17 protein-coding genes are annotated in these 24,782 nt (G+C 72.9%); 6 read left to right on the plus strand and 11 right to left on the minus strand.

What is annotated here, in order from left to right; genetic code table 11:
• Position 1: 1 nt before the first annotated feature.
• The 3 genes from ACFQW6_RS12100 to ACFQW6_RS12110 form a co-directional block, all read right to left on the minus strand.
• Positions 2 to 718, minus strand: a complete 717-nt coding sequence (locus ACFQW6_RS12100) for an alpha/beta fold hydrolase (protein ID WP_378545148.1) — start codon at positions 716 to 718, stop codon at positions 2 to 4.
• A 126-nt stretch (positions 719 to 844) separates the two neighbouring features.
• On the minus strand, positions 845 to 2,332 hold the full coding sequence (locus ACFQW6_RS12105; protein WP_378545151.1) for an amidohydrolase: 1,488 nt from the start codon (positions 2,330 to 2,332) through the stop codon (positions 845 to 847).
• Positions 2,333 to 2,355: 23 nt separating this feature from the next.
• A complete protein-coding gene (locus tag ACFQW6_RS12110; protein WP_378545154.1) occupies positions 2,356 to 3,588 on the minus strand; it encodes an amidohydrolase family protein in 1,233 nt (410 codons plus the stop codon).
• A gap of 86 nt (positions 3,589 to 3,674) precedes the next feature.
• On the opposite strand from ACFQW6_RS12110, the gene ACFQW6_RS12115 reads away from it, so the two are divergent.
• Together ACFQW6_RS12115 and ACFQW6_RS12120 are read left to right on the plus strand one after the other, a co-directional pair.
• Positions 3,675 to 4,328 carry a hypothetical protein gene (locus ACFQW6_RS12115; protein WP_378545157.1) on the plus strand — a complete coding sequence of 218 codons (654 nt, stop codon included), beginning with the start codon at positions 3,675 to 3,677 and terminating at the stop codon, positions 4,326 to 4,328.
• 29 nt (positions 4,329 to 4,357) lie between these two features.
• Positions 4,358 to 4,987 carry a hypothetical protein gene (locus ACFQW6_RS12120; protein WP_378545160.1) on the plus strand — a complete coding sequence of 210 codons (630 nt, stop codon included), beginning with the start codon at positions 4,358 to 4,360 and terminating at the stop codon, positions 4,985 to 4,987.
• An 8-nt stretch (positions 4,988 to 4,995) separates the two neighbouring features.
• Here the strand turns inward: ACFQW6_RS12120 and ACFQW6_RS12125 are convergent, their stop codons facing one another.
• Positions 4,996 to 6,459, minus strand: coding sequence for a serine/threonine-protein kinase (locus tag ACFQW6_RS12125; protein WP_378545163.1), 1,464 nt, complete (start codon positions 6,457 to 6,459; stop codon positions 4,996 to 4,998).
• A 20-nt stretch (positions 6,460 to 6,479) separates the two neighbouring features.
• On the opposite strand from ACFQW6_RS12125, the gene ACFQW6_RS12130 reads away from it, so the two are divergent.
• From ACFQW6_RS12130 to ACFQW6_RS12140, 3 genes are read left to right on the plus strand one after another with little or no spacing between them, the layout of a single operon-like run.
• Positions 6,480 to 7,058, plus strand: coding sequence for an RNA polymerase sigma factor (locus tag ACFQW6_RS12130; RefSeq protein WP_378545166.1), 579 nt, complete (start codon positions 6,480 to 6,482; stop codon positions 7,056 to 7,058).
• On the plus strand, positions 7,055 to 8,590 hold the full coding sequence (locus tag ACFQW6_RS12135) for a M1 family metallopeptidase (RefSeq protein WP_378545169.1): 1,536 nt from the start codon (positions 7,055 to 7,057) through the stop codon (positions 8,588 to 8,590). Before ACFQW6_RS12130 ends, ACFQW6_RS12135 begins: the two co-directional genes overlap by 4 nt.
• A gap of 49 nt (positions 8,591 to 8,639) precedes the next feature.
• A complete protein-coding gene (locus tag ACFQW6_RS12140; RefSeq protein WP_378545172.1) occupies positions 8,640 to 10,112 on the plus strand; it encodes a carboxyl transferase domain-containing protein in 1,473 nt (490 codons plus the stop codon).
• Between the two features lie 245 nt (positions 10,113 to 10,357).
• Here the strand turns inward: ACFQW6_RS12140 and ACFQW6_RS12145 are convergent, their stop codons facing one another.
• Both ACFQW6_RS12145 and ACFQW6_RS12150 read right to left on the minus strand, forming a co-directional pair.
• Entirely contained in the window at positions 10,358 to 11,425 is a 1,068-nt protein-coding gene (locus ACFQW6_RS12145; RefSeq protein ID WP_378545175.1) for a hypothetical protein, read from the minus strand.
• Positions 11,418 to 12,893, minus strand: a complete 1,476-nt coding sequence (locus ACFQW6_RS12150; protein ID WP_378545178.1) for a hypothetical protein — start codon at positions 12,891 to 12,893, stop codon at positions 11,418 to 11,420. The genes ACFQW6_RS12145 and ACFQW6_RS12150 overlap by 8 nt, the downstream gene beginning before the upstream one ends.
• Before the next feature lie 136 nt (positions 12,894 to 13,029).
• Here ACFQW6_RS12150 and ACFQW6_RS12155 point away from each other — a divergent pair, with 136 nt between their 5' ends.
• Positions 13,030 to 13,980: an NAD-dependent epimerase/dehydratase family protein gene (locus tag ACFQW6_RS12155; RefSeq protein ID WP_378545181.1), complete on the plus strand. Its 951-nt coding sequence runs from the start codon at positions 13,030 to 13,032 to the stop codon at positions 13,978 to 13,980.
• Between the two features lie 106 nt (positions 13,981 to 14,086).
• On the opposite strand, the gene ACFQW6_RS12160 is transcribed toward ACFQW6_RS12155, so the two are convergent.
• The 5 genes from ACFQW6_RS12160 to ACFQW6_RS12180 all read right to left on the minus strand — a co-directional run bounded on the left by ACFQW6_RS12160 (position 14,087) and on the right by ACFQW6_RS12180 (position 24,589).
• Positions 14,087 to 15,640, minus strand: a complete 1,554-nt coding sequence (locus ACFQW6_RS12160) for a 2-oxo acid dehydrogenase subunit E2 (protein ID WP_378545184.1) — start codon at positions 15,638 to 15,640, stop codon at positions 14,087 to 14,089.
• A gap of 166 nt (positions 15,641 to 15,806) precedes the next feature.
• Positions 15,807 to 16,793: an alpha-ketoacid dehydrogenase subunit beta gene (locus ACFQW6_RS12165; RefSeq protein WP_378545186.1), complete on the minus strand. Its 987-nt coding sequence runs from the start codon at positions 16,791 to 16,793 to the stop codon at positions 15,807 to 15,809.
• Between the two features lies 1 nt (position 16,794).
• A complete protein-coding gene (gene pdhA, locus ACFQW6_RS12170; protein ID WP_378545188.1) occupies positions 16,795 to 17,949 on the minus strand; it encodes a pyruvate dehydrogenase (acetyl-transferring) E1 component subunit alpha in 1,155 nt (384 codons plus the stop codon).
• A 290-nt stretch (positions 17,950 to 18,239) separates the two neighbouring features.
• A complete protein-coding gene (locus ACFQW6_RS12175) occupies positions 18,240 to 22,526 on the minus strand; it encodes a prealbumin-like fold domain-containing protein (RefSeq protein WP_378545191.1) in 4,287 nt (1,428 codons plus the stop codon).
• 461 nt (positions 22,527 to 22,987) lie between these two features.
• Positions 22,988 to 24,589, minus strand: coding sequence for a hypothetical protein (locus ACFQW6_RS12180; RefSeq protein WP_378545194.1), 1,602 nt, complete (start codon positions 24,587 to 24,589; stop codon positions 22,988 to 22,990).
• Between the last annotated feature and the right edge of the window lie 193 nt (positions 24,590 to 24,782).

The following is a 24,782-nucleotide window of genomic DNA, read 5'->3' on the forward strand; positions in this document are numbered from 1 at the left end:
GTCAGGCCCCGCCGCGCGACAGCTCGGCGAGCCAGTCGGCCAGCGTCTCCGCGAGCACCTCGCCGTCGGTGAGGGGCACCATGTGGGCTCCGCGCGGCAGCGTCACGGCGTGCGAACCGGGGGGTGCGACGGCGGCCAGGCCGCGGGACCACCGCTCGGGGCAGATGCGGTCGTGCCGGCCACGGACGACGAGGACCGGGCACTGCACCGCACGCAGGTCCACGCGGATGTCCTGGTGTCGCGCCGCCTCCATTGCGCGGCCCATCCCTGCCAGTCCGACGTGCGGGTAGCTGTGTGCCAGGAAGGGCACCTGCGCCGGGCGCTCGCGCGCGGCCGTACGCAGCCAGCGTGCCACCAGTCGCGGCCACGACCGGGCTCGCGGATCGGTCGTCGGACCGACCAGGACCAGCCCGGTGACCCGGCCCGGCGCGAGCGCGGCGGCTCGCCCCACGACCTGGCACGACGCCGAGTGGCCCACGAGGACCGTTGCTCCCGGAAGTCCCGCGGCCAACCGCGCACCCAGGGTCGACGGCCGGAGGTCGTCACTGCTGCTCGGGCGCTCGCCGTAGGCGGGCAGCGAGCGCACCACCACCTCGTCGACGACTCCGCTCCGCTGCAACGCGTCGGACGTCGTACGCCACTCCGCCGCCTCGAGGCCCAGCCCCGGGACGCAGACCAGGGTGGGCCGCGGCGTGCCCTCCGGCCGGGTGGTGTTCAAGGTGGGGCCGTACCCGATGGGCCCCGGCGTCATTCCCCGGCGTGTCGTGCGCGACATGCCGGTGGCGGAGCACCAGCGCGCGAGATTGCGGCCCTGGGTCCCGCCAAGCGGGGCGCCGGACCGGTGTCACACGGACCGGACGTACGCCGTCTCGCCGGCGACCCAGGTCTCGACCACGTGGTCGGCGAACGAGCGCAGCCGACGGGCGTGCTCGCGGTCCGACGCCCCGTCGAGGGGGTCGGCGTCGAGGAGCACCAGGTCGGCGGGGTGCCCGACCGCGACCGTGCCCCAGCCGTCGGTCGAGGCGGCGAGCGCCTCGCGGGCGGTGATCGACTGCTCGGGGTGCCACGGCTCGCGGTCGTCGCCGGAGCGGTGGACCGCGCTGGCGATCGCGAGCCACGGGTCGAGCGGGGAGACCGGTGCGTCGGAGCCGAGGACGACGTCGACGCCGTCGTCGAGCATCCACCGCAGCGGGAAGCAGCGCTCCGCACGACCCGGCCAGAGCCGCTCGGTGACGTCGCGGTCGTCGAGGAGGTGGGCGGGCTGCACGCTGGCGCGCACGCCGAGGCGCGCCATGCGGCGTACGTCGTCGCGCGTGGTGAGCTGCACGTGCTCGATGCCGCCGCGGGCGCCGGTCTCCTCGAAGGCGGCGAGCGCCTCGGTGACCGCGCGGTCGCCGATGGCGTGCACGGCGACCTCGAGCCCGCCGGCCACCGCGCGGGCGAGCAGCCCACGGAGCTCCTCGGCGCTCTGGTTGGGCTGCCCCTCCTCGAACCCGGGCACGGCCTTCTCGGCGTAGGGCTCGCAGCACCAGGCGGTGCGGGTGTTGAGCGAGCCGTCGCTGATGATCTTGAGCGGTCCCATCGTCAGGCGCGGGTCGTCGGCGAGCGGGTCACCGGAGCGCAGACCGCGGGCGAGCACGTCGTCGAGCCCGTCGGCGTAGCAGGCGTGGCGGATCCGCAGCAGGTCGGCGCCGCCGGCCCACCGCTCGGCCCAGTCGGCGACGCCGCCGCTGAACTCGAGGTCGACGAGCCCCACCACGCCCTGCGCCGCCGCGGCCTCCATGGAGCGCCGGTAGGCGTCGGGCCCGGTGCCGTCCTGGCCCAGGACGGACGCCAGCCGGCCGTAGGCCATGAACCACTCGGCCTCGCTGACCACGCTGTCGCGGATCGGCAGGGCGAGCGCGTGGAGCGCGATCGTGTTGAGCCAGCCGTGGTGGCCGTCGCCGGCGATCAGCACGATCGGCTGGTCGGTCCCGATGGCGTCGAGGTCGGTGACCGTGGGGTTGTCGGGCCACGCGGTCGGCCGGTGCCCCCACCCGATGACGGGCAGGTCGGGCCGCTCCTCCAGCCGCGCACGCACGAGCGCGACGGCCTCGGCGCTGGACCGGGCGGTACCGAGGTCGAGCCGCGCGGACGCGAGCGTCCACTGGCCAAGGTGCACGTGCTGGTCCCAGAGCCCGGGCATCAGCCAGCGCCCCGCCGCGTCGTACGACGTCTCGTCACCGGTCAGCGACGGTCCGAGCGCGACCACCCGACCCTGGTGGAGGCGTACGTCGACGGGTCCCGGGACGGCTTCGGTGACGGCGACGAGGCGGGCGTTGCGGATCAGCACGGGTCCACGCTAGGAGGTGCGGCTCACCGCTCGACCGCCACCCCGCCCACCCACACCGCGAGCGGGCGGGACAGCATCGTGACGTCGGCCGCGAGGTCGCCGTCGACGACGAGGAGGTCGGCGAGCCGGCCGGTCGCGAGACGTCCGGCGTCGATGCCGCAGTCGTCGGCGGCCACCGAGGTCGCGGTCGCGAGCGCCTCGTCGACCGGCCACCCGCCCCCCACCAGCTCGGCGACCGAGCGCCACAGGTGGCCGTGCGGCTTCGCGGGCATCGCGCCGGCGTCGAGGCCGGAGACGACGCGGATGCCGTGCTCGCGCAGGCGGACGGAGTTCGCGGCGACCCGCGCGAAGTGCTCGTCGCGGTCGGTGATCCCGACCCGCTGGAGCATCTCGAGGACGTGCGGCGGCATGGCCGACACCGGCGGGAACCGCGACGGGTCGTTGCCCAGCGTCGGGCACACGGTGAGACCCGCGTCCGCGACGCGGGCGAGCAGGGCGGGGGGCGGGTCGGCCCCGCCCTCGCTCATGCAGGTGAAGTGCTCGAGCCCGTCCACCCCGGCGTCGGTCGCGACCTCCGCCCCGGCGACCGAGTGGGCGTGGGCGACGACCCGGAGGCCGGCAGCGTGGGCGGCGCCGACCAGGCGACGCAGCGGCGCGACGTCGAACTGGGCGCCGAGCATGTCGCTGCCGGGCGTCAGGAACCCGCCGCTCGCCATCACCTTGACGACGTCGACGCCGCGCTCCACCCGCTCCGCCACTGCGCGGTCCATTGTGGCGGGGTCGTCCGGGTCGACGTCACCCCCGAGGAACCAGCAGTGCCCCAGCGGGATCGTGATTGGTGGACCGGCAGCCACCACCCGCGGCAGCCCCTCGCCCTCGCGTCCGCGGTGCTCCAGGACGCGGTAGCCAGCGTCGCCGAGGTCGCGGACGCTGGTCACACCGGCCGCCACCTGCGCCCGCAGGCCGGCCGTCACCACCTCGTCCGCCGCCGCCGCGGCGGCCGTGCCGGCCCACTCCAGGCTTCCGGGAGTGCCCGGGAACGCTCCCGACGCGACGAGGTGGACATGGCAGTCGACCAACCCGGGCAGGAGGGTGCCACCCCCGACGTCGGTGACGGGTACGTCGTCCGGCGTCCGGAAGGCGGCGGCCTCGACGCCGACGATCCGCTCACCCTCGACGAGGACCGTCGCGCCGTCCGGGAGGAACCGCGCCCCGTCGAAGGCACGGCCCGCTCGCAACGCCCACCGGGAGCCCATCTCCCGATGGTGCTCCCGGCAGCCGTCGACCGCACCGGCGCGGCTCGATGGACCAGACCACCCGGCCGGCCTGACATGATGGCGCCGTGGAGTGGCGGGGGCCTGTAGCACTGGTCGCGCTCCTGGCGATCGGTGCCGGGAGCGGCTACGCCCTGTCCGCACAGAGCCGCGACGGCTCGATCGGCTCCGGCGTGCCCACCCCCGTCCCCGCGGAGGCACCGGAGATGCCGGTCGAGGCGCCCCAGCCCCCCGTGCCCGATCCGACCGACCCTCCGCTCGACCCCGGCATCGCGCTGGCCCCGCAGAAGGTCGGCACCGGCAAGTTCGAGATCACCTTTCCCGCGCCCGTCGGCTGGAGCACCAACGCCAACGCCAGCAACGAGTGGAAGTGGAAGAAGCCCGGCACGTCCAACAACACCTACGTGATGCGGATCGAGCAGATCAACAGCCAGGACATCACGATCGAGGACGCCATCAACATCCGGATCGAGCGCCTGCGTGCCGAGCAGGACGACGTGGTCATCGTCGACCGCGGCGCCGAGACGCTCGAGTACACCTACCGCAGCAACGAGGGCAACGCCCGGCACAGCTTCATGCGGTGGCTCGACCTCGACGCCAGCGGCCAGGCCGACGTGGAGATCGTGGTCCACGGCCGGGAGGCCGACGTCCCAGGCACGCGTGACCTCATCCGGCGGGTGGCCGAGGGCATGGAGGGGGCGGGCGGCGGGCCTGTCGGCTGAGCACACCCCCACGGACTAGGTTGGCGGCCGTGAACTGGCGGGGGACGGCAGTGCTCGCGCTGCTGCTCGCCATCGGGGTCGCGGCGGGGTTTGGCGTGTCCTGGGCGCTGGGCGAGAACCCGTCGGGTGGCGGGACGGCCGCCCCGGTCCCCGCCTCACCCAGCCTGCCGATCGACCCGGTCCCCGAGCTGCTGCCCGATCCCGGCACCCCGCCGCTCGCGGAGGGGATCCCGCTGATGCCCCAGTCGGTCGGGGCAGGCGACTTCCGGATGACGCTGCCGGTCCCGAAGGGCTGGACGTTCTCCGAGAACTCGCTCAACGAGTGGCAGTGGCGACCGCCCGCCCAGCCGGACTTCGGCTACGTCCTGCGGGTCGAGCAGGTGCTGAGCAACCGCCGGTCGATCGGGTGGACGCTCGACCGACGGCTCGACGAGCTCCGCGAGGACGAGAGCAACGTCCAGGTGCTCGGACAGACCGAGGACAGCCTGCACTTCTCCTTCGTGACGTCCAACCACCTGCGCCACGGCTACCTGCGGTGGCTCGACCTGACCGGCTCCGACAACGCCCAGGTGGAGATCGCCGTCACCGGCCGCGAGGTCGACGACCCGGGCATGGCCGATCTGATCTCCCGGGTCGGGTCGGGCATCCGGCTCGGCTGAGCGGGCGATCAGAACCCGAGAGCCTCCACCGACTCCATGACTCGGGTGGCGACGCGGCGCTCGTGGCTGCGGATCTGCACCCAGAGCAGCTGGTTGTGGTTGACGCGGATGATGCGCTCGACCATCCAGTCGACGCCCGGGCACCCGCTGAAGAAGACCGTCATCATCTCGTCGCCCTCGCTGTTCTCGTCGAAGTAGGGCCCGCGCTGGACCGGGCACGCTGCGTGGCCGGGCACCCGGGAGGGCAGCTTGTCGCCGGGCAGGATGCCGACGAAGACACCCTCGTCCGGGTCGTCGTCGGAGTTCCAGCCCGACCTCGTGCCCGCGGCGAGCGACGGCTGCTCGGGCCGCCCCTCGACCGGCGACCAGTGCTCGGGGTCGACCTGGGCGGTCCAGGCATCGGGGACCGTCACCTCGATCAGGCCCTCGACGTCCTCGACCGTGGACTCGGAGGTCCCGGTCCGCTCCAGCGCCCAACCGGCACCCGTCCCCAAGAGCAGGGCCAGGACTGCGGCCGCCACCCACGACCACCGACGCAGACGCCGGCCACGCGAGGCGGTCGACGGCGGGTCGCTCGCCTGCCCGGTCGCCTCGGTGCCGGCAGCGGGGCGGGTCAGGTCGGGGTCGGCGGGGATCCAGGCCGCAGGCGCGGCGTCGACCTCGTCGCCGAGCGCCTCGGCGAGCGCTGCCGTGAACGAGGCGACGTCGGGGAACCGGTCCTCCCGGTCCTTGGCCAGGCCGCGGAGGACCACCTCCTCCGCGGCCGGGTTGTCGATCTCCATCGGCGCGGGCGGAGCGGGATTCTCGGCGGCCGCGAGGCTCGCGTGGGCGTAGGGCTGGCGACCGGTCAGCAGGTGGTAGCTCAGGGCGGCGAGCGAGAACTGGTCGGCCCGCGCGTCGAGCCCCTCGCCGAGCGCCTGCTCCGGGGCGACGTACGACGGGGTGCCACCCGCCATCGTGAGGCGCGAGGACATGTCCATCGCCTTGCCGAGGCCGAGGTCGCCGAGCATCGCCACGATGTGCGCGCCGCGGCCGTTCTCCACGGTGCGGAACAGCACGTTGGCGGGCTTCACGTCGCGGTGCAGCACGCCGCGGTCGTGGAGGGCGGTGAGCCCGCGACCGACCTGCAAGATCACCGACACCGCCTGCGACCGCGACAGGGGCGAGAGCTCGATCAGGTCGGCCAGCGTGCCCTGGTCGGCGTACGCCATCACGAGGTAGGGGCGCTCGTCCTCCAGCTCGCCGGCGTCGTAGACCGTCACGACGTGGGGCGACTCCACCTTGCGGAGGAAGCGGCCCTCCTCGAGGAAGCGCTGGCGGATGTGGTGGTCGCCGGCCCAGTTGTCCGCGAGGACCTTGATCGCGACCGCGCTGTCGAGGTGCTCGTCGTAGGCGAGCCAGACGGTCGCGAACGCTCCCGACCCGATGCGACGACGCACCGGGTAACGACCGAGACGAGAGGGAGCGGACACCCGGGCATTATCGTGCAGGGGTGGACTATTCGGGGGACCCGGGCGACGCGTTGGCGCCGGACGACATCGACGACCTCGCGCGACGCGCCCAGGACGGCGACCGTGACGCGCTCGAGCAGCTGCTCGGCGCGGTGCGTCCGCGGGTGCTGAACATCTGCCGCGGGGTGCTCCCCTACTCGGGCGACGCCGAGGACGCCTGCCAGGAGGCGATGCTCAACGTCGCCACCAAGATCGCCTCGTGGGGCGGCCGCGGCCGGTTCACCACCTGGCTGCACATCGTGTCGGTCAACAGCGCGCGCACGACGTACCGCCGGCTGAAGAACCTCGCCACGCCGACCGACTTCGAGGACGGCTCCCACGACCGTCCCGACCCGCGCACCACCAGCGTCATCGCGGGCACCCGCCTCGACCTGCTCGAGGCGATGGAGACCATCGAGAAGGAGCACCCGCAGTTCGTCGAGCCGCTCCTGCTGCGCGACGTCTACGGCCTGCCGTACGACGAGATCGCCACGCTCGTGAACGCCCCCCTCGGCACCGTCAAGGCGCAGATCCACCACGGTCGCAAGCTCGCCCGCCCGCTGCTGCGCGGTGAGCGGTGAGGTCCCACCGCCTGCGCGGTGTGGCGGCGGGGGTGTCCCTCGCCGTCCTGGCCGGATGCTCCGGCTCCGGCGGGTCCACCGCGCCCGACCGGCAGCGGGAGGACCCCGCCGCCGCAGCGCCGTCCGAGGAGGAGCCGCCCAGCGACGAGGCGTCGACCCGGTCCGCGTCCCGGCCGGTGGTGAGCGACCCTGAGGAGCAGGACCTCGAGCTGGCCGTGTCGACCCCGCGCGAGGACAGCGTCTACCCCGCCGTCGGAGACCCCAGGGTCGACGCGCTCCACTACGACCTCGACCTGAAGTGGCAACCGCGGGCCGAGCGACTCACCGGGCGGGCGGTCATCACCTTCCGCGCGGCCCGCACCGCCCCGCGCTTCCAGCTCGACCTCGGGGCGCCGCTCGCCGTCCGTGCCGCCACGCTCGACGGCGCGCCGGTCCGCGTCCTGCGTCGCGGCAAGGACCTCGTGCTCCGCGCGCCGATCGAGGAGGACCAGCGCTACGAGCTCAGCCTCGACTACGTCGGCACGCCCGAGCCCGCCCCTGCCCCGACCACGCGCGGCGACTTCAGCGAGACCGGTTTCACGGTGACCCGCGCCGGCGAGGTGTGGACGATGCAGGAGCCCTACGGCGCCTACACCTGGTATCCCGTCAACGACCACCCGTCCGACAAGGCGCTCTACGACATCACCGTCCACGCCCCGCCGAGGTGGACGGGCATCGCCAACGGCGAGCTCACCGAGCTCACCAGGGACGCGGAGGGCACGACCACGTCGTGGCAGCTCGATGAGCCGGCGTCCTCCTACCTCATCACCCTCGCGATCGGTCCCTACGCCCACAGCAGCAACACCTCGGACGGCGGTCTGCGGGTGGACTACTGGACGCCGCGCGGCATGAAGCGGCCGCTCCGCTCCGTGAAGACGGCGGCCGCGACGGTCGACTGGGTCGAGACCAGGCTCGGCGACTACCCCTTCGACTCGCTGGGCCTCGTGGTCACCGACTCGCAGAGCGCGATGGAGACCCAGACGATGGTCACCCTCGGCACCAACGACTACGTGCTGTCGTCCCCGGTGGTCGCGCACGAGATCGTCCACCAGTGGTACGGCGATCAGGTCTCGCCGTCGGACTGGCGCGACGTCTGGCTCAACGAGGGCATGACGATGCTCCTGCAGTGGGTCTACGAGGACGAGCACGGGATCCGGCCGCTGCGCGAGAGCCTGCGCGGCGCCCGCTCCGTCGACCAGCAGCTGCGCGACGAGTACGGCCCGCCGGGTGCCTACGACCGGCGCCAGTTCGGCAGCTCCAACATCTACTACCCACCCGCGCTCATGTGGAACGAGCTGCGCAGGGACCTCGGCGACGACGAGTTCTGGGCCGTCGCCCGGTCCTGGCTGGCCGACAACGACAACACGTCCGCGTCCCGCACGGAGGTCTACGACCACTGGGAGGCCGAGACCGGGCGGGAGCTCTCGGCCTTCTTCCGCCGCTGGATCTCCGGCGACCGGACACCGCGACCCGGGGTGCCCTCCGCCGGTTGAGGAGGGACGACGTCCCCGTCACGACACCTGCGAGGCATACCCTCCCCGCATGGCTCGACTCTCCGCCCACGACCTGATCGACCTGGTCCTCGACGAGGGCTCCTGGTCCTCCTGGGACACCGCTCCGTCGCGGGACGGCGTCGGCGAGGCGTACGCCGCCGAGCTGGCCGCCGCGGCCGAGAAGTCGGGCGTCGACGAGTCGGTGCTGACCGGCGAGGCGCGGATGCACGGACGGCGCATCGCCGTGCTGGTGGGCGAGTTCGGCTTCCTGGCCGGGTCGATCGGACGGGCCGCGGCCGACCGGATCGTCGCCGGCATCGAGCGGGCGACCCGCGAGGGCCTGCCGCTCGTGGCGGCACCCGTGAGCGGCGGCACCCGCATGCAGGAGGGCACCCCGGCCTTCGTGCAGATGGTCCGGATCTCGGCCGCTGTGGCCGCGCACCGCACGGCTGGCCTGCCCTACCTCGTCTATCTGCGCCACCCCACCACCGGCGGCGTGATGGCGTCGTGGGGCTCGCTCGGGCACGTCACCGTCGCCGAGCCGGGCGCGCTCGTCGGCTTCCTCGGCCCCCGGGTCTACGAGGCGCTCTACGACCGGCCCTTCCCCGAGGGCGTGCAGACCTCGGAGAACCTCTACGCCCGCGGCATCATCGACGCGGTCCTGCCGCCCGAGGAGATCAAGGAGATCCTCGACCGCGCGCTCAGCATCCTCATGGCCGCCCGGGAGGGCGTCGCCCCGGTCGCCGACCCCGGGCACGAGGACGTGCCGGACGTCGACGCGTGGGACTGTGTGACCCGGTCACGGCGCCCGGACCGGCCGGGCGTACGACGGCTGCTGCGCTACGCCGCCAGCGACGTCGTACCCCTCAACGGGACCGGGCAGGGCGAGCGCGACGCGGGGCTGCTGATCGCGCTCACGCGCTTCGGCGAGGCGCCGTGCGTCTTCCTCGGCCAGGACCGACGCGGCCAGACCACCGACCACCCGCTGGGACCCGAGGCGCTGCGCGAGGCCCGGCGCGGGATGCGGCTGGCGTCCGAGCTCGGGCTGCCGCTCGTGACGGTCATCGACACCCAGGGGGCCGCCCTCTCGGCCGACGCCGAGAACGGCGGCCTGGCCGGCGAGATCGCCCGCTCGTTGGCCGACCTCGTCACCCTCGACGCGCCCACGCTGTGCCTGATGCTCGGCGAGGGCAACGGTGGTGGCGCGCTCGCCCTGCTGCCCGCCGACCGGGTCGTCGCGGCGCAGCACGCGTGGCTGTCACCGCTGCCACCCGAGGGCGCCTCCGCGATCGTGCACCGCGACCTCGACCACGCGGCCGAGATGGCGCGGGCCCAGCAGGTGCGGGCCATCGACCTCCACCGCCGCGGCGTCGTCGACCGGATCGTCACCGAGAAGCCCGATGCGGCCGACGAGCCCGAGGAGTTCTGCCGCCGCGTCGGCGCGGTGCTGGAGCACGAGCTCAGCGCGCTCCTGGCCTCCGGGCCAGGGTCGGCCGACGAGCGGGCGCGGCGCTACCTCTGACGGCTCCTACCCGCCCGAGCGGTGCGTGAGGCGGGTTTTCGAGCGGCGATACCCGCCTGGCTCACCGCTCCTCGGAGTCGTCCGGCGTGTCGTCGCGTGTCGCCGCCCGAGCGGTGCGTGAGGCGGGTTTCCGAGCGGCATAACCCGCCTGGCTCACCGCTCCTCGGAGCCGTCCGGCGTGTCGAGGCGTGTCGCCACCCGAGCGGTGCGTGAGGCGGGTTTCCGAGCGGCGAAACCCGCCTGGCTCACCGCTCCTCGGAGCCGTCCGGCGTGTCGTCCGGCGTGTCGTCCGGCGTGTCGTCCGGCGTGTCGTCCTGCTCGTCGACGCCGTCCGCGGTCTCAGGCGCGTCCGACTCCTCGCGAGCCGCGTCGGCGACGGGGTCGCCGTGCGGGGAGGTGGTCGAGGGGGCAGGCGCGTCGGACAGGCCGACGACCCCGGGCACCGTGCCGGTGAGGGTGGCGAGCATCTGCCGGACGTTGGAGAGCTGCGCGTTGATGCTGTCGCGGCGCTGGGCCGCGGCGGCGAGCTCACGCTCGGACTCGGCGCGTACGCGGTCGGCGGAGGTGCGGGCCTCCGACACCATGGTCGTCGACCTCTCCTCGGCGTCGGCCAGCATGCGAGCGATGCGTTCCTCGGCCTCGACCCGGTTGCGCTCGAGGGTGGCCTCGGTGTCCTTGTTGCGCGCGGCCATCGCGTCGAGCTCGGCCTGGATCGCGGCCTGCTGGGCCTGGAACTCGGCCGTGGCCTTCTGGCGACGCTCGGCCAGCGTGGTCTCGAAGTCGGCGGCTGCCTGGGCGGCCTTGGCGCGCTGGTCCTCGTAGAGGGCCTCCGCCTCGGCACGGCGCGCGGAGGCGTCGCGCTCGGCAGCGTCCCGCTCCCCGTCGGCGGCCTTGCGCGCGTCGGCGAGGACGCGGGCGCCCTCGGCGTCGGCGTCGCGGCGCGTGTCCTCGGCGTACCGGTCGGCGTCGGCGCGCAGGGCACCGACCTCCTGCTCGGCCTCCTTGCGCATGGTCTCGACCTCACCGAGGACCCGGTCGCGGACCTCGGCGGCCTCGGCCTCGGCGAGCGAGAGGATCTGCCCGATGCGCTCACCGAGGTGCTCGTACGACGGCGCCTCGGGCTGCTGCGACTCCCGCGCGACGAGCGCCTCGCGGGATGCCGAGGCCTCGGACTTCGCCGTCTCGGCGGCCGCCTCGGCCGCCTCGAGCCGGCGGCGCAGGTCGGCGACCTCCGCCTGTGCCTGCCCCACGGCGCGCTCGACCTCGCCCGGGTCGTAGCCGCGGCGCACGGTCGTGAACATCTCTTCAGGCATCGGGGGTCTCCTGGCTTGACGGGGGTGTGGGAGGTAGCGGGTCGTGGGGGTCGCTGGGGGCAGCGTCGGTGGGTTCGGCGCCGCCCTGTGCGCGCTCGGGCACGGAGAGCGCGGCGATGACGCCGGAGAGCTGGCCGAGCTCGGCTGCGATGGTGTCGCGCTGCTCCTTGAGCTGCGCGATCTCGGCCCGGGCCCGCTCGAGTGCGCGGCGGGCGCTGTCGCGGAGCTGGTCGGCCTCGGCACGGCCCTCGGCGACGAGCGCGACGGACTCCTCGCGCGCACGGCGACGGTCCTCGGCTGCCTCGGCCCGGCTGCGGGTGACCTCCTCGGCGACGAGCGAGCGCAGGCTGGCCGCACCGGTCTCGGCCTCGGCCCGACGACGTTCGAGCCGCTCGACCGCCCGCTCGGACTCGTCGGTCGCGTCGGCGACGATCCGGGCGGCCTCGGTCTCGGCCTGCTCGAGGACGGCCTTGGCCTCGGCCTTCCGCTCGGCCGCCGTGTGGGAGGCGTCCTGGGTGATCTCCTCGGCCCGCTGCCTGGCCTCGGCGAGCTCGAGCGCCATCCGGCCGTTGACCGCCGCGATGACACCGTGGGCGCGCTGGCGGGCGAGCCGGGCGTGGTCACCGGCGTCGGCGTGGGCGGACCTGCGGATGGACTCGGCCTCGGTCGCCGCGCCTGCGAGCACCGACTCCACGGTCTGGGTGGCCCATGCGGTCTGCTCGGCTGCGTGGCGGAGCTTCTCGTCGCTCTCGGTGCGCGCGGCCGCCAGCATCTCCTCGGCGGCCCGGCGCATCCGATCGACCTCCGCCCCGGTCGTACGGCGCAGCTCCTCCACGTGGAGCGAGGCCTCGTCGCGCATCCGGGCGGACTCGGTGGAGGCGCTGGCCCGCAGCGACTCCGCCTCGGCGGTCGCGGAGTCGAGGAGCTGCTGCCCGGCGGTGCGCGCCTCCTCGACGAGGCGGGCCGCGGTCTCCTGGGCGCCGGCGAGCGTGGCCTCCGCCTCGGCCCGCGCGCCCTCGAGCAGCTCGGCCTTCTCGCCGGCCGCGGTGTCGCGGAGCTCCTGCGACTCGGCGCGGAGGGAAGCCGCGTCGTCCTGCGCCTGGGCACGGAGCTTGTCGCTCTCGGTCCTGGCGGCCTCGACCTGCTGGTCCCTGGCGCTCTCGGCGGACCTCATCAGGAGGCCGGCCTGCTCGTTGGCGTCCATGACGATCATGGCGGCCTCCTGGGAGGCGCCGGCCAGCACCTCCTCGGCCTGCCTGCGGGCCCGGCCGGCCTCGGCGCGGTCGCGCTCGGTCTCCACCGTGAGCAGGCGGGCCTGCTCACGGAGGGTGGCGAGGTCGCCCGTGAGGCGCTCGGCCTCCTCGCGTGCCTCCCTGACCAGCTGGTCGGCCACCTGCTGGGCACGTGCCAGCAGGGCCGCAGTGGTGGGCGGCTCGCCGGAAGCAGCCGTGGCGGCGTCCTGAGCCATCCGCACACTCCTCTACTCACCCTTACGGAGGGTCCAGTGTCGCAGTCCGACGCCCGTCGTGACAAAAGGAGCGGCCGGTTGCGCCCACAGCGAACCGCCCTTGCCGGGCGCTGGGCGAGGCGGTGGAGTGGCTCACATGTTGCTCCTCGTGCTCGGCGGCACCCGGTTCCTGTCCCGCGAGGTCGCGCTGCAGGCGGTGGCACGCGGCTGGGACGTCACCTGCGCCTGTCGCGGCGCGTCAGGACCCGTGCCGGAGGGCGCCACCCACCTGCCGTGGGACCGCGCCGACGCGCCGCGTCCCGCGGTGGCTGACGGCGCGTGGGACGCCGTCATCGACGTGACGCGGCTGCCGTCGCAGGCGCGCAGTGCCGTGGCGGCGACGTCGTACGCCCACTGGGTCTTCGTGTCCACCATCAGCGTCTACGCCGACAACTCGTCGCCCGCGATGGAGCCGCTGCTCGAGCCGATCACCACGGACGTGGACCTGGCGGTGGACCCGGAGGCCTACGGCGGGATGAAGGTGGCGTGCGAGCAGGCCGTGCAGTCAGGTGCGACGTCGTCGGTCGTCGCCCGTCCCGGCCTGATCGTCGGCCCCGGCGACCCGACCGGGCGCTTCTCCTACTGGCCGCAGCGGCTGGCTCGGGGCGGCGAGGTGCTGGCGCCGGGGCGGCCCGACGACGTCGTGCAGGTGATCGACGTGCGCGACCTCGCCGCGTGGCTGCTCGTGCTGGCCGAGGCGCGGACGACGGGGACGTACGACGCCGTGGGCGAGCCCGTGCCGTTCGGCGACCTGCTGGCGCAGGTCGCGGCCGGGGTAGGCGCCATCGACCCGCGGCTCACGTGGGTCGACAGCGCCTTCCTCGAGAGCCAGCAGGTCGCACCCTGGGCCGGCGAGGGCTCGCTCCCGCTGTGGCTGCCGCGGCCTGAGTACGACGGCATGCTGGCGCACGACCCGGGCCCGGCCGTCGCGGCCGGGCTGCGGCTCCGGTCGCTGGCCGACACCGCTCCGGGCTGCCTCGACTCCCCCGTCACCGCGCTCACCCCCGAGCGCGAGGCAGAGGTGCTGGCGGCCTGGCACGCCCGCTGAGCGGGCGCTTCGTGCCCGTCCGAGACGCCGAGCGGGCGCTTCGTGCCCGTGTTGCGGCACGAAGCGCCCGGTCGATGGGCCTGACGGGCACGAAGCGCCCGGTCGGTCAGAAGAGCAGGGCCGTGCCCGGGTCCTGCAGCATCCCGGCGACGTCGGCCAGGAAGCGCGAGCCCTTCTCGCCGTCGATGTGGCGGTGGTCGAACGACAGCGCCAGCGTGGTGACGTCGCGGACCACGATCTCGCCGGTCTCCTCGTCGACCCACGGACGCTTGTTGATCGCGCCGAAGCAGAGGATCGCGGACTCGCCCGGGTTGATGATCGGCGTACCGGCGTCGACCCCGAAGACGCCGACGTTGGTGATCGTGAAGGTGCCGCCTGCCATCTCGGCGGGCTGCGTCTTCCCGTCGCGGGCGGTGGCGGTGAGCTCGCCGAGCGCCTGGGCCAGCTCGGTCATCGAGAGGACGTCGGCGTCCTTGACGTTGGGCACCACCAGACCGCGCGGCGTGGCGGCCGCGATGCCGAGGTTGACGTAGTGCTTGTAGACGACCTCCTGTGCCGCCTCGTCCCAGAAGGAGTTGATCTCCGGGGTGCGCTTCATCGCGAGGATGACCGCGCGGGCGAGGAGGAGCAGCGGGCTGACCCGGGTGTCGCGGAACTCCGGGCGCTTCTTCAGCCGCGCGACGAGCTGCATCGCTGCGGTGACGTCGACGGTGATCCACTCGGTGACGTGCGGGCTGGTGAACGCCGACTGGCTCATCGCCGTCGCCATCATCTTGCGCACGCCCTTGATCGGCTCGCGGGTCTCGCGCTCGCCGGGCCGTGCGTCATGCGAAGGCGTACGGATGGGTGCGGGTCCGGATGACGCAGCGGCGGCAGACGCACCGCCGTGCGACGCAGCGGCCTGGACGTCGTCACGGGTGATCGAGCCCGACGGGCCCGAGCCGGTGAGGACGCCCAGGTCGACGCCCAGGTCCTTGGCGAGCTTGCGCACCGGCGGCTTCGCCAACGCGCGTACGGCGCCGGGCTCGGCCTGCGCGGCCGCCGGGACGAGCGCCTCGGCGGGGGCAGCGGCGGGCGCGGGACGCTGGTCGGTGGCCGGCACCGGGGACTCGTCGGCGGGCATGACCTCGTCGGACTGGGCGCCGCCGGGGGCGAACGCACCCTGCACCTGCATCTGCGTCTGGGCGCCGGCCTCGGTGCTCGGGGACGCCGAACCGCGACGGGCCCGGCGCATCGGGCCACGCTCGGCCTTGATCCGGCCGACCAGGGACGCGCCCTCCATGGAGCCGGACGCGGCCGGGTTGGACAGGTCGATGTCGGCAGGGTCGACCTGGGCCGCACCCGCCTTCTCGGCCATCCCGAGGTACGGGTCGGACTCGGTCTGCTCGGCCGGGGTCGAGGCGGGGGCCACCGGAGCGGCCTCACCCTCGGCGCCGATCGAGATGATCGGGGTGCCGACCGGCACGGTCTCGCCCTCGGCGACGAGCAGCGCCAGGACGGTGCCCTCGAACGGCGAGGGCAGCTCGACGAGCGACTTGGCGGTCTCGATCTCGACGATCACGTCGTTGATCTCGATCGTGTCGCCGACCTTGACCTTCCACGCGACGATCTCGGCCTCGGTCAGGCCCTCGCCGACGTCGGGGAGGAGGAACTCAGACATCACAGAACCTTTCGGGCAAGGACGCGACCTCGGGAGCCGTCCGCGTCGCGGCGGCGCCTGCAGGAGGAGGACTGCGCCCGGAGGAGCGAAGCGGGGGAGGGCGCGGCAACGACGACGAAGGCGCCGCCCTGCGGCGACGCGGACACGGCGAAGCGGAGCGAGCCCATCAGTACGAGAAGCTTCGGTCGACGGCGTCGAGCACGCGGTCGAGGTCGGGGAGGTACTCCTCCTCGATGCGCGAGGGCGGGTAGGGCGTGTCGAACGCGCCGACGCGCAGGACCGGGGCCTCGAGGGAGTAGAAGCACTCCTCGGTGACCCTGGCCGCGAGCTCCGCGCCCATGCCGAGGTTGACGTGCGCCTCGTGGGTGACCACGCAGCGGCCGGTGCGGCGTACGGACTCGTAGACCGGGGCCATGTCGAGCGGCGAGAGGGTGCGCAGGTCGATGACCTCGAGGCTGCGGCCCTCGGACTCGGCGGCCTCGGCGCACTTGAGCGCGGTCTTCACGGTCGGGCCGTAGGCCAGCACCGTCGCGTCGGAGCCCGGTCGGACCACGCGCGAGGTGAACAGCGGCTCGGGCGTCGCCGTCTCGTCGAGCTCGGCCTTGTCGGCGTGGTACTGCCGCTTGGGCTCGAGGAAGATGACCGGGTCGTCGTGGGCGATCGCCTGCTGGATCATCCAGTAGCCGTCGACCGGGTTGGAGCAGGCCACCACCTTGAGGCCGGGGGTGTGCGCGAACTGCGCCTCGGGGCTCTCCGAGTGGTGCTCGACCGCGCCGATGCCACCGCCGAACGGGATGCGGATGACGATCGGCATCTTCACCTTGCCCTGCGAGCGGTAGGTGTACTTCGCGACCTGGCAGACGATCTGGTCGTACGCCGGGTAGACGAAGCCGTCGAACTGGATCTCCACGACCGGGCGGTAGCCGCGGAGCGCCATGCCGACCGCGGTGCCGACGATGCCGGACTCCGCGAGCGGGCTGTCGATGACGCGGTCCTCGCCGAAGTCCTTCTGCAGGCCGTCGGTGATGCGGAAGACGCCGCCGAGCTTGCCGACGTCCTCACCCATGAGCAGGACCTTGTCGTCGTCCTCCATGGCCTTGCGCAGGCCCATGTTGAGGCCCTTGGCGAGGGTGATCTTCTGGGTGGCGCTCATCTCAGTGGGCTCCTTCGAACGACTCGAGGTAGGCGGCGAAGCCGTCGCGCTGGGCGGCGATCTCGTCGGTCATCTCGCTGAAGACGTAGCCGAACTGGTCGAGCGGCTTGGGGTCGGGCAGCGCCTTGCAGCCCTCGCGGAGGTGGTGGCCCAGCTCCTTGGCCTCGGCGTCGAGGTCGTCGAAGAACTGCTGGTCCACCAGGCCGTTGCGGCGCAGGTAGACCTTGAGCCGCTCGATCGGGTCCTTGAGCTTCCAGTGCTCGAGCTCGTCGTTGAGGCGGTAGCGCGTCGGGTCGTCGGTCGTGGTGTGCGCGCCCATCCGGTACGTGTAGGCCTCGACGAACGACGGGCCGTTGCCCTCGCGCGCCCGCTGGAGCGCGGCCTTCGTGACGGCGTACGTCGCCAGCACGTCGTTGCCGTCGACGCGGATGCCCGGGAAGCCGAAGCCCAGCGCGCGCTGGTAGAGCGGGATCCGGGTCTGGCGCTCGATCGGCTCCGAGATGGCCCACTGGTTGTTCTGGCAGAAGAACACGACCGGCGCGTTGTAGGAGGCGGCGAAGATGAACGCCTCGTTGACGTCGCCCTGGGACGACGCGCCGTCGCCGAAGTGGGCGATCACGGCGGCGTCGCGCTCCGGGTCGCCGGTGCCGACGACGCCGTCGCGCTGCATGCCCATGGCGTAGCCCGTGGCGTGCAGGGTCTGGGCGCCGATGACGATCGTGTAGAGCCCGAAGTTGTTCTCGTTGGGGTCCCAGCCACCCTGGTCGACGCCGCGGAACAGGCCGAGCAGCCGCAGCGGGTCGACGCCCTTGCAGTAGGCGACGCCGTGCTCGCGGTAGGTCGGGAAGACGTAGTCCTGGGGACGCAGCGCGCGGCCGGCGCCGATCTGCGCGGCCTCCTGGCCGAGCAGCTGCGCCCAGATGCCGAGCTCGCCGTGGCGCTGGAGGGCCGTGGCCTCGACGTCGATGCGCCGGGTGAGGACCATGTCGCGGTAGAGCCCGCGGAGCTCCTCGGCCGAGAAGTCGTGGTCGAACTCGGGGTGGTGGACGCGCTCGCCCTCGGGCGTGAGCAGCTGGACGAGGTCGGGTCCACCGTCGGACTGGGACGGTCCGAAGACGTCCGCAAGGTCGGGGCCGAAACTCACAGGATCGGACAACGCACTCTCCTCACAATCAGGCAGCGGCAGTCACGGGATCGCCGGACGCCGACGCTTGCACACGTGGTCGCCGGCGTGTGTGACCCCGACCACAGGATGAGGCTCAACGTATCGGCCGGAGCCTGCCAGCACCAATCTGGGTGGGCCTCCTCACCCCCCCGTCGTACGACGTGCGCCGCACGCAGATGGGCCGGCGCCGACGGGCCCGTGGGTGACCTGTCGACGCCGGCCCGCCTCCATGGGGGCTGGAGGCGCGGGCAGCAGCTGCTACCCGGTGATGAAGGCGGCCATCACCGGCTCGTGGCCCGCAGGCCGGTGTCGGGCAGGACCTCGGGGGCCGCGCACAACGCCGGGATGCGGAGCTTGTCGAGCCGGGTGGAGCCGACCTTCAACGTGACCTTCGCCCGAGGACGTCCGTGGGTGACGAACTTCCTCGCGGTCTGCGACGTCACGGAGATCCGGTGGACCTTCGTGCCCACGCGGAGCGTGTAGACGACCTTCTCGCCGGTGCGGTTGGCGAGCCTGGCGCGCACCGTGCCCTGGCAGCTGGCCCTCACCGAGCCGACGGCCTTCCCGAACGCCTGCTCGGGCAGGACCTCGGGCGGGACGACCGGCGGGACCACGGGCGGCGGGACCACGACGGGCGGCGGCGGGGTGGCGGGGGTGCAGACCAGGACGGCAGCGCTCGCCGTCGGGTCCGTCCCCACGGGCTGGTCGACCGTCGCCGTGTTGGTCCAGCTGCGACAGGCGCCGGGGGCGCCACCGGCCAGGGTGAGCGAGTAGGTGTAGCTCCTCACCAGTCCGGCCGCCCAGGTCAGCGCCGGGTCGAGGACGACCCGCTGTCCGGCGACCGTCTTGTCGTCGACGACCTGGACCGTCCTGTTGGTCTCCGAGCGGACGCCGAAGGTGAGGGGCTGCGTCGTGGCGGTCACCGACGTCGAGGTCGCCGCACCGGGCGGGTCCCACGTCGCGGTCACGCTGAGCGTGCCCGAGCCGGCAGGCTGGGTGGCGAAGGTGCAGGCCACCGGCAGGGTCGTCGAGCTGTCCTCGGCCACCGTGACGTCCGAGCCGCCCGTCACGGTGCACACCGCGCCGCCACCGAGGTCCGTCGAGGCCGTCACGTCGGCGACGACGTCACCCGCGGCGTACTGGTTGGGGTTGGTGATCGCCACCTCGCCCTGCAGCCGCCAACCGGACTCCGTCCTCGCGCCGGCCCGGGCCGTCACCGTGTAGGTGAAGGTCGCGTTGCCGTTGGCGTCGGCCGTGCGCTGGGTGGCGTCGGCCACCTTGGTGATCGACCAGGCGTGGTCGACGGCGAGGTCGGCCTTGGCCGTGGCCGCCAGCCGCAGCGGCTGCTGCACGCAGACCTCGACCGTCGCGTCGTCGGTGTCGGACTCCTTCGAGTCCGTCGCCACGACCTTGGCGGTGTTGTCGTACGTCGTGCACGTGCCCGGGACCCCGTCGAACGCCTTCGTGTAGGTGAAGGTCCGCGGCCCGTCGGACGCCTTGACGACCGCCCCGCCGGGCACGTCGCCCAGCTGGACCTGCGTGTCGGTCACGGTCGCCGTGGCATCGGTGACGACCACCGTCGCCTGCGCGAAGTCGACGCCTGCCGTGCCGGAGGCCGAGCCGCTCGTGCCGTGGTAGGCGGCCTTGTCCCACGACGCCGTCGCGGTGTTCGTGCCGGTCGTGGTCGGCGTCGCGCCGGGCAGCACGCACGAGTAGTCGAACGTCGACGTGCCCTTCTGGATCGACAGCGGCCCGGCGGGCTTGTCGATCGTGCACTGGCCGCCTGGCAGCGAGTCGGTCAGCTGCACCCCGGAGATCGTCGTCTGGTTGGGGTTGTGGACCGAGATCGCACCGGCGACCACGAACGCCGTGTCCTTCGCGGCGGACGGGGTCACGACCACGTCGTAGGCGAACGACGCGGGCGTGCCCTGCGGCACCGTCTGCGACGAGGCGCCCTTCACCGACTTCTCGATCGTCCAGTCGTAGTCACGCGCGAACGCCGGCTTCGCGGTCTTCGTCACCACCAGGTCGTCGAGGTCGACGCAGACCTTCACGGTCTCGGTGTCGCTGTCCGACGTCTTCGAGTCGACGGCCACCACCTTCGCGGTGTTGTCGTACGTCGTGCACTCACCCGGCACGCCGTCGAACGCCTTCGTGTAGGTGAAGGTCCTCGGCCCGTCGACCGCCTCCACCACCACGCCGTCCGGCGAGGTGCCGTCGAGGTCGACCTGGGTGTCGGTCACCGTCGCGGTCGCGTCGGTCACCGTCGGCTTCGCGTCGGCGAAGTCGAAGCCGGCCTGCCCGGACGCCGACCCGCTGGTCCCGTAGTAGGCGGCCTTGTCCCACGACGCCGTCGCCGTGTTGGTGCCGGTCGTGCTCGCTGTCGCGCCGGGCAGCACGCAGGAGTAGTCGAACGTCGACGTCCCCTTCGGGACCGACACCGACCCCGCGGGCTTGTCGATCGTGCAGCTCGCAGCCGGCAGCGAGTCGGTCAGCTGCACCCCGGAGATCGTCGTCTGGTTGGGGTTCTGGACCGAGATCACGCCGGTCACCACGAACTGACCGTCGCCGCTGATCGACGGCGTCACCACGACGTCGTACCCGAACGACGCCGGCGTGCCCTCGTCGACCGTCTGGGACGACGAGCCCTTCACCGACTTCTCGATCGTCCAGTCGTAGTCACGCGCGAACGCCGGCTTCGCGGTCTTCGTCACCACCAGGTCGTCGAGGTCCACGCAGACCTCGACCGTCGAGCCGGACGTGTCGAAGTCGTCGGTGTCGCTCTCGTCGACCCGTGCGACGTTGCCGTAGCTGCGGCACGCGCCGGCCGTCCCGCCCACCGCGGGGCTGGAGTAGGTGGCGACGACCACGCGGTGGTCGGCGGCGTTCCAGACGTCGGTCCAGGCGTACGTGGGCAGGCCGATCGGGACCGGGACGCCACCGTCGAACGAGTCCGTCACCATGGCGTGCTCGTCGACCTTCGGCTGCACCGTGATGGCGTACGTCGCCGCTGCCGCCGCGTTTCCGGGGTGGACGTCCTTCTGCGGGTACGTCGCCTTGTCCCAGCTGACCGTCGCGGTCGTCGTGCCAGCGACGAGTGCACCGGCGCCGGGGTCGCACGCGTAGTCGTACGACGTGGCGCCGGCTGCGGCGTCGACCTGGACGCCCGTGGTGCCCGGGTCGACGTCGACGGCGGCGTTGCTCGGCAGGAAGTGGCACGCGAGGTCGCCGGCGATGCCGATCGTGGCGCGCATGCTCGGGTGCGTGGCGGCCGGGTTGAGGTTGGTCACCGTCACCGTGCCGTGCACCTCCTTGCCCGTGGCCGGCCCCTCGGGCAGGGCCTCGAGCTCCACGCGGTACTGGAACGTGGTGATGGCGCCCTCCTCGATCGTCTTCGTCGCGTCCCCGACGACGGTCTTGTGGACCCGCCAGTCATAGGCGACGCCGTAGGAGCCGGACGCCTGGTTGGCCACCGCGAGGGGCTTGAAGAACAGCTTGTTGGTGAACTTCACCGTGGCCACGCTCGTGCCGCTGCTCCCGACGACCACGCCCGTGTGGACGGTCGTGTCGGGCGCGTAGCCGGCGGGCGTGGCGATCTCCTCGACCGTGTAGGTGCCGGGCTTCGCGGGGTCGATGGTCACGACACCGTCGGCGACGGTGTCCACGCCGGGCGTGCCGCCGTCCGTGACGACGAGCTCAGCCGCTGCCGCGCCGGTCGCACCGGGGATCGGATTCTTCGTGACCCGGAAGGTCGCGCCGGGGACGAGCCGCTGGAACTGGTCGCGCTTCTCGATGACGAGCTTGCCGCAGGTGGGCGGCACCGAGATGCCGATGCCGCCGACGAAGTCGAGAAGCGACGAGGACTCGGAGTCGCCGGCGAAGGAGCGGACGTTCATCACGCCGTAGGCACCGCGGCAGTCGCCGACGGTGTCGAAGGAGCTCAGGTTGACCGCGGCCTCTGCGAAGAGCTTGTTCTCACCGGTCGCCCCGTCGAAGCTGGCGCCGGCGGTCGGGGTGGGGCACCACGCGGACGCGGTCGCGTAGCCGGGGACCAGGAAGCACCCGGAGACGAAGGTCCCGCTCGCGGACTGGGTCCACTTGTAGGCAGCGGTGAGGGCGAAGTTCCCGTTCCCGTCCTGCTCGAAGCGCAGGAGGAGGTCGTTGACGCTGCGGTCCGGCCGGAACAGGACGGAGTCCCCGGCCTCCTTGGGGAGGTTGGCCTTCTGGTTGAGCTCGGCCATGAACGTCATCGTCCCGCTCTGGGCGACGCGCCTGAACCCGAGGAACGCCCACGTCGAGGACCCGGTGACGAAGTGCGAGTAGACGTCGGAGATGTCGCCCTGGTCGGTGGAGGTGCCGGTGCCCTCCTTCCAGTCGCTCGGGTTCTGGAACTCCTTCGAGCCACCGGTGAAGTTGCTGTCGTCGGCCGTCTTCACGGGGTCCGTCGTCGGCGGCGCGATCCCCGGGCTGGTCCAGTCCGTGCCCGCGCCCTCGACGGACGCGTTGCCGTCGATCTCGAACCCCGCGGTGACGCCCGCCCCCGCGGACGTCGTCGCCGCAGTCTGCACGGCGACGGTCGGGACGAGCAGGAGCAGCGCGATCGTGCGCCTCAGCCGCCCCGGGCCTCCGTGCCGATCGGCTGCATGGGCCCCCCTGGCCCGTCGTCCCCACTGTGTCGTCGTCGTTCGTGCACGTCGCATTGCCCGCCCCTTGTGCGAGTAGTCCCCACTGAAACCTGTCCGGTGACCGACGCCCCCAGCGCTGTCGACCGTGATCGCCGTGCACCCCCAAGTGGCACGGCACGTGTGTTCAGGCAGAAGACTGACCTGAGGTCACCACCACCGGAATCCACCGAGGGCAGGCAGCGGGCTACCTGAGGATGTGCTTGACCCAACGTTGGTAAAGCGGCCCGGATAACGCCCCTGCCGGACCAGACCACGTACCCACCGTGGGAGAGGTTCCCGGACGACGAACCGGCGCCGACGGACCACGTGGGATCCGTCGACGCCGGTTCGGTGTCGTACGACGCTCAGCTGCTGGTGGCGCGCAACCCCGTGTCGGGAAGGACCTCGGGCGCCTGGCACAGCCCCGGGATCCGGACCCGGTCGAGGCGGTTCGGGCCGACCGTGAGGGTGACCAGAGCACGCGCCCTGCCGTGGGTGACGAACCGGCGGTCGGCCTGCGACTTCACCGCGATGCGGTGGACCTTCGTGCCGACGCGGAGCTTGTAGACGACCTTGTCACCGGAGCGGTTGACGAGACGTGCGCGCACCGTGCCCTGGCAGGTGACCTTCACCGAGCCGACGGCCTTGCCGAAGGCCTCCTCGGGCAGCACCTCGGGCGGCGCCACGACGGGCGGTGTCACGACCGGAGGGACGACCGGCGGGGGTGTCACGACCGGCGGCGTCACCGGCGGCGTCACCGGCGGCGTGACCGGCGGCGGCGGAGGCGGCGGAGGCGGCGGAGGCGTGGTCACGCACGCCAGCTTGGTGAACGTGAACGTCCACTTCGTCGTGGCACCGTCCTTGACGACAACACCGGCCTTCGCAACGGCCATCACGACGTGCGTCGTGCCCGTGGCGACGACCTGACCGGCCGCAACAGGCGCGCCGTCCAGCGTGTAGGTGAAGTTCGCGTCCGTCGGGATCGTGATCCGGTCATTCGTCGGACCCGTGGCGGGCTCGCACACGTCCGACGCCGTCACCACGGTCGGAGTCGCGGGCGTCGGAGGCGGAGGCGGCGGCGGAGGCGTCACACACAGCTCCTTGGTGAACGTGAACGTCCACTTCGTCTGGGCACCGTCCTTGACGACCACTCCCGCCTTCGGGACAGCCATCACGACGTGAGTCGTCAGGGTGGCGACGACCTCACCGGCCGCGACCGGCGCGCCGTCCAAGGTGTAGGTGAAGTTGGCGTCAGTCGGGATCGTGACCCGGTCGTTCGTCGGACCCGTGGCGGGCTCGCACACGTCCGATGACGTGGGAGCAGCAGGTGCCACCGGGGTCGGCGGCGTGACGCACTTGTCCTTGGTGAAGGTGAACGTCCACTTCGTCGTGGCACCGTCCTTGACCATCACCCCGGGCTTCGGGACGGCCACCACGACGTGAGTCGTACCCGTGGCGACGACCGAACCGGCCGCGACGGGCGCGCCGTCCAAGGTGTAGGTGAAGTTCGCGTCCGTCGGGATCGTGATCCGGTCATTCGTCGGACCCGTGGCGGGCTCGCACACGTCCTTCGCCGCGGGAGCGGTCGGCATCTTCGGTTCAGGAGCCTTGACGAGCACCACCGAGTAGTGGCTGACCCCCTTGCCGGAGGAGTGCGTGATGGTCACCGTCGTGGCTGGAGGGTCGACTTGGTGGACCTCGATCGTCGTGCCGGCCTTCACGCACCAGCTGCTGACGAGGTAGCCCGCCGGCGCGGTGTAGGTGACCGTCTTGGTCTCGCCCGTGAGCTCGACCTTGTCACCCTGACAGACCTCGGTGGCGCCGGCGGCGGACGTGGCGCCCTGCGCCCCCATCAGCGCCAGCGTGGGGAGCAGGAGGAGCAGCGCGACCGCCGACCTCCACCGTCCTGTCGTGGTCGTTCGGTGCCGGCCTCCGGCCGGCGTCTTCGTGGTTGGGCGTGCATGCATGTCCGTGCCCCCTGCTGATGGCCCCATGACCCGGTAGCCGCAGGCCGGGCGGGCCTGCGAACCGGGGGGTCCGACCCCCCCGGCCGGCTCCTCCAGGACCACCATCCACGCGCGCTACACCGTGGAGAAGGGGACGCGGGCAAGAAGCGAACAACCTCCGGGAGGTCTAGCCGAACTCTCGGAGATTTCGCCG

The organism is Nocardioides sp. GCM10028917, assembly GCF_042666175.1.
GTDB lineage: Bacteria > Actinomycetota > Actinomycetes > Propionibacteriales > Nocardioidaceae > Nocardioides.

Bases quoted from the DNA above. Each gene is read 5' to 3' on its own strand.
- ACFQW6_RS12110 (WP_378545154.1), bottom strand. From the start codon at position 3,588: ATGGGCTCCCGGTGGGCGTTGCGAGCGGGCCGTGCCTTCGACGGGGCG.
- ACFQW6_RS12140 (WP_378545172.1), top strand. From the start codon at position 8,640: ATGGCTCGACTCTCCGCCCACGACCTGATCGACCTGGTCCTCGACGAG.
- ACFQW6_RS12145 (WP_378545175.1), bottom strand. From the start codon at position 11,425: ATGCCTGAAGAGATGTTCACGACCGTGCGCCGCGGCTACGACCCGGGC.
- ACFQW6_RS12150 (WP_378545178.1), bottom strand. From the start codon at position 12,893: ATGGCTCAGGACGCCGCCACGGCTGCTTCCGGCGAGCCGCCCACCACT.
- ACFQW6_RS12155 (WP_378545181.1), top strand. From the start codon at position 13,030: ATGTTGCTCCTCGTGCTCGGCGGCACCCGGTTCCTGTCCCGCGAGGTC.
- ACFQW6_RS12160 (WP_378545184.1), bottom strand. From the start codon at position 15,640: ATGTCTGAGTTCCTCCTCCCCGACGTCGGCGAGGGCCTGACCGAGGCC.
- ACFQW6_RS12165 (WP_378545186.1), bottom strand. From the start codon at position 16,793: ATGAGCGCCACCCAGAAGATCACCCTCGCCAAGGGCCTCAACATGGGC.
- ACFQW6_RS12180 (WP_378545194.1), bottom strand. From the start codon at position 24,589: ATGCATGCACGCCCAACCACGAAGACGCCGGCCGGAGGCCGGCACCGA.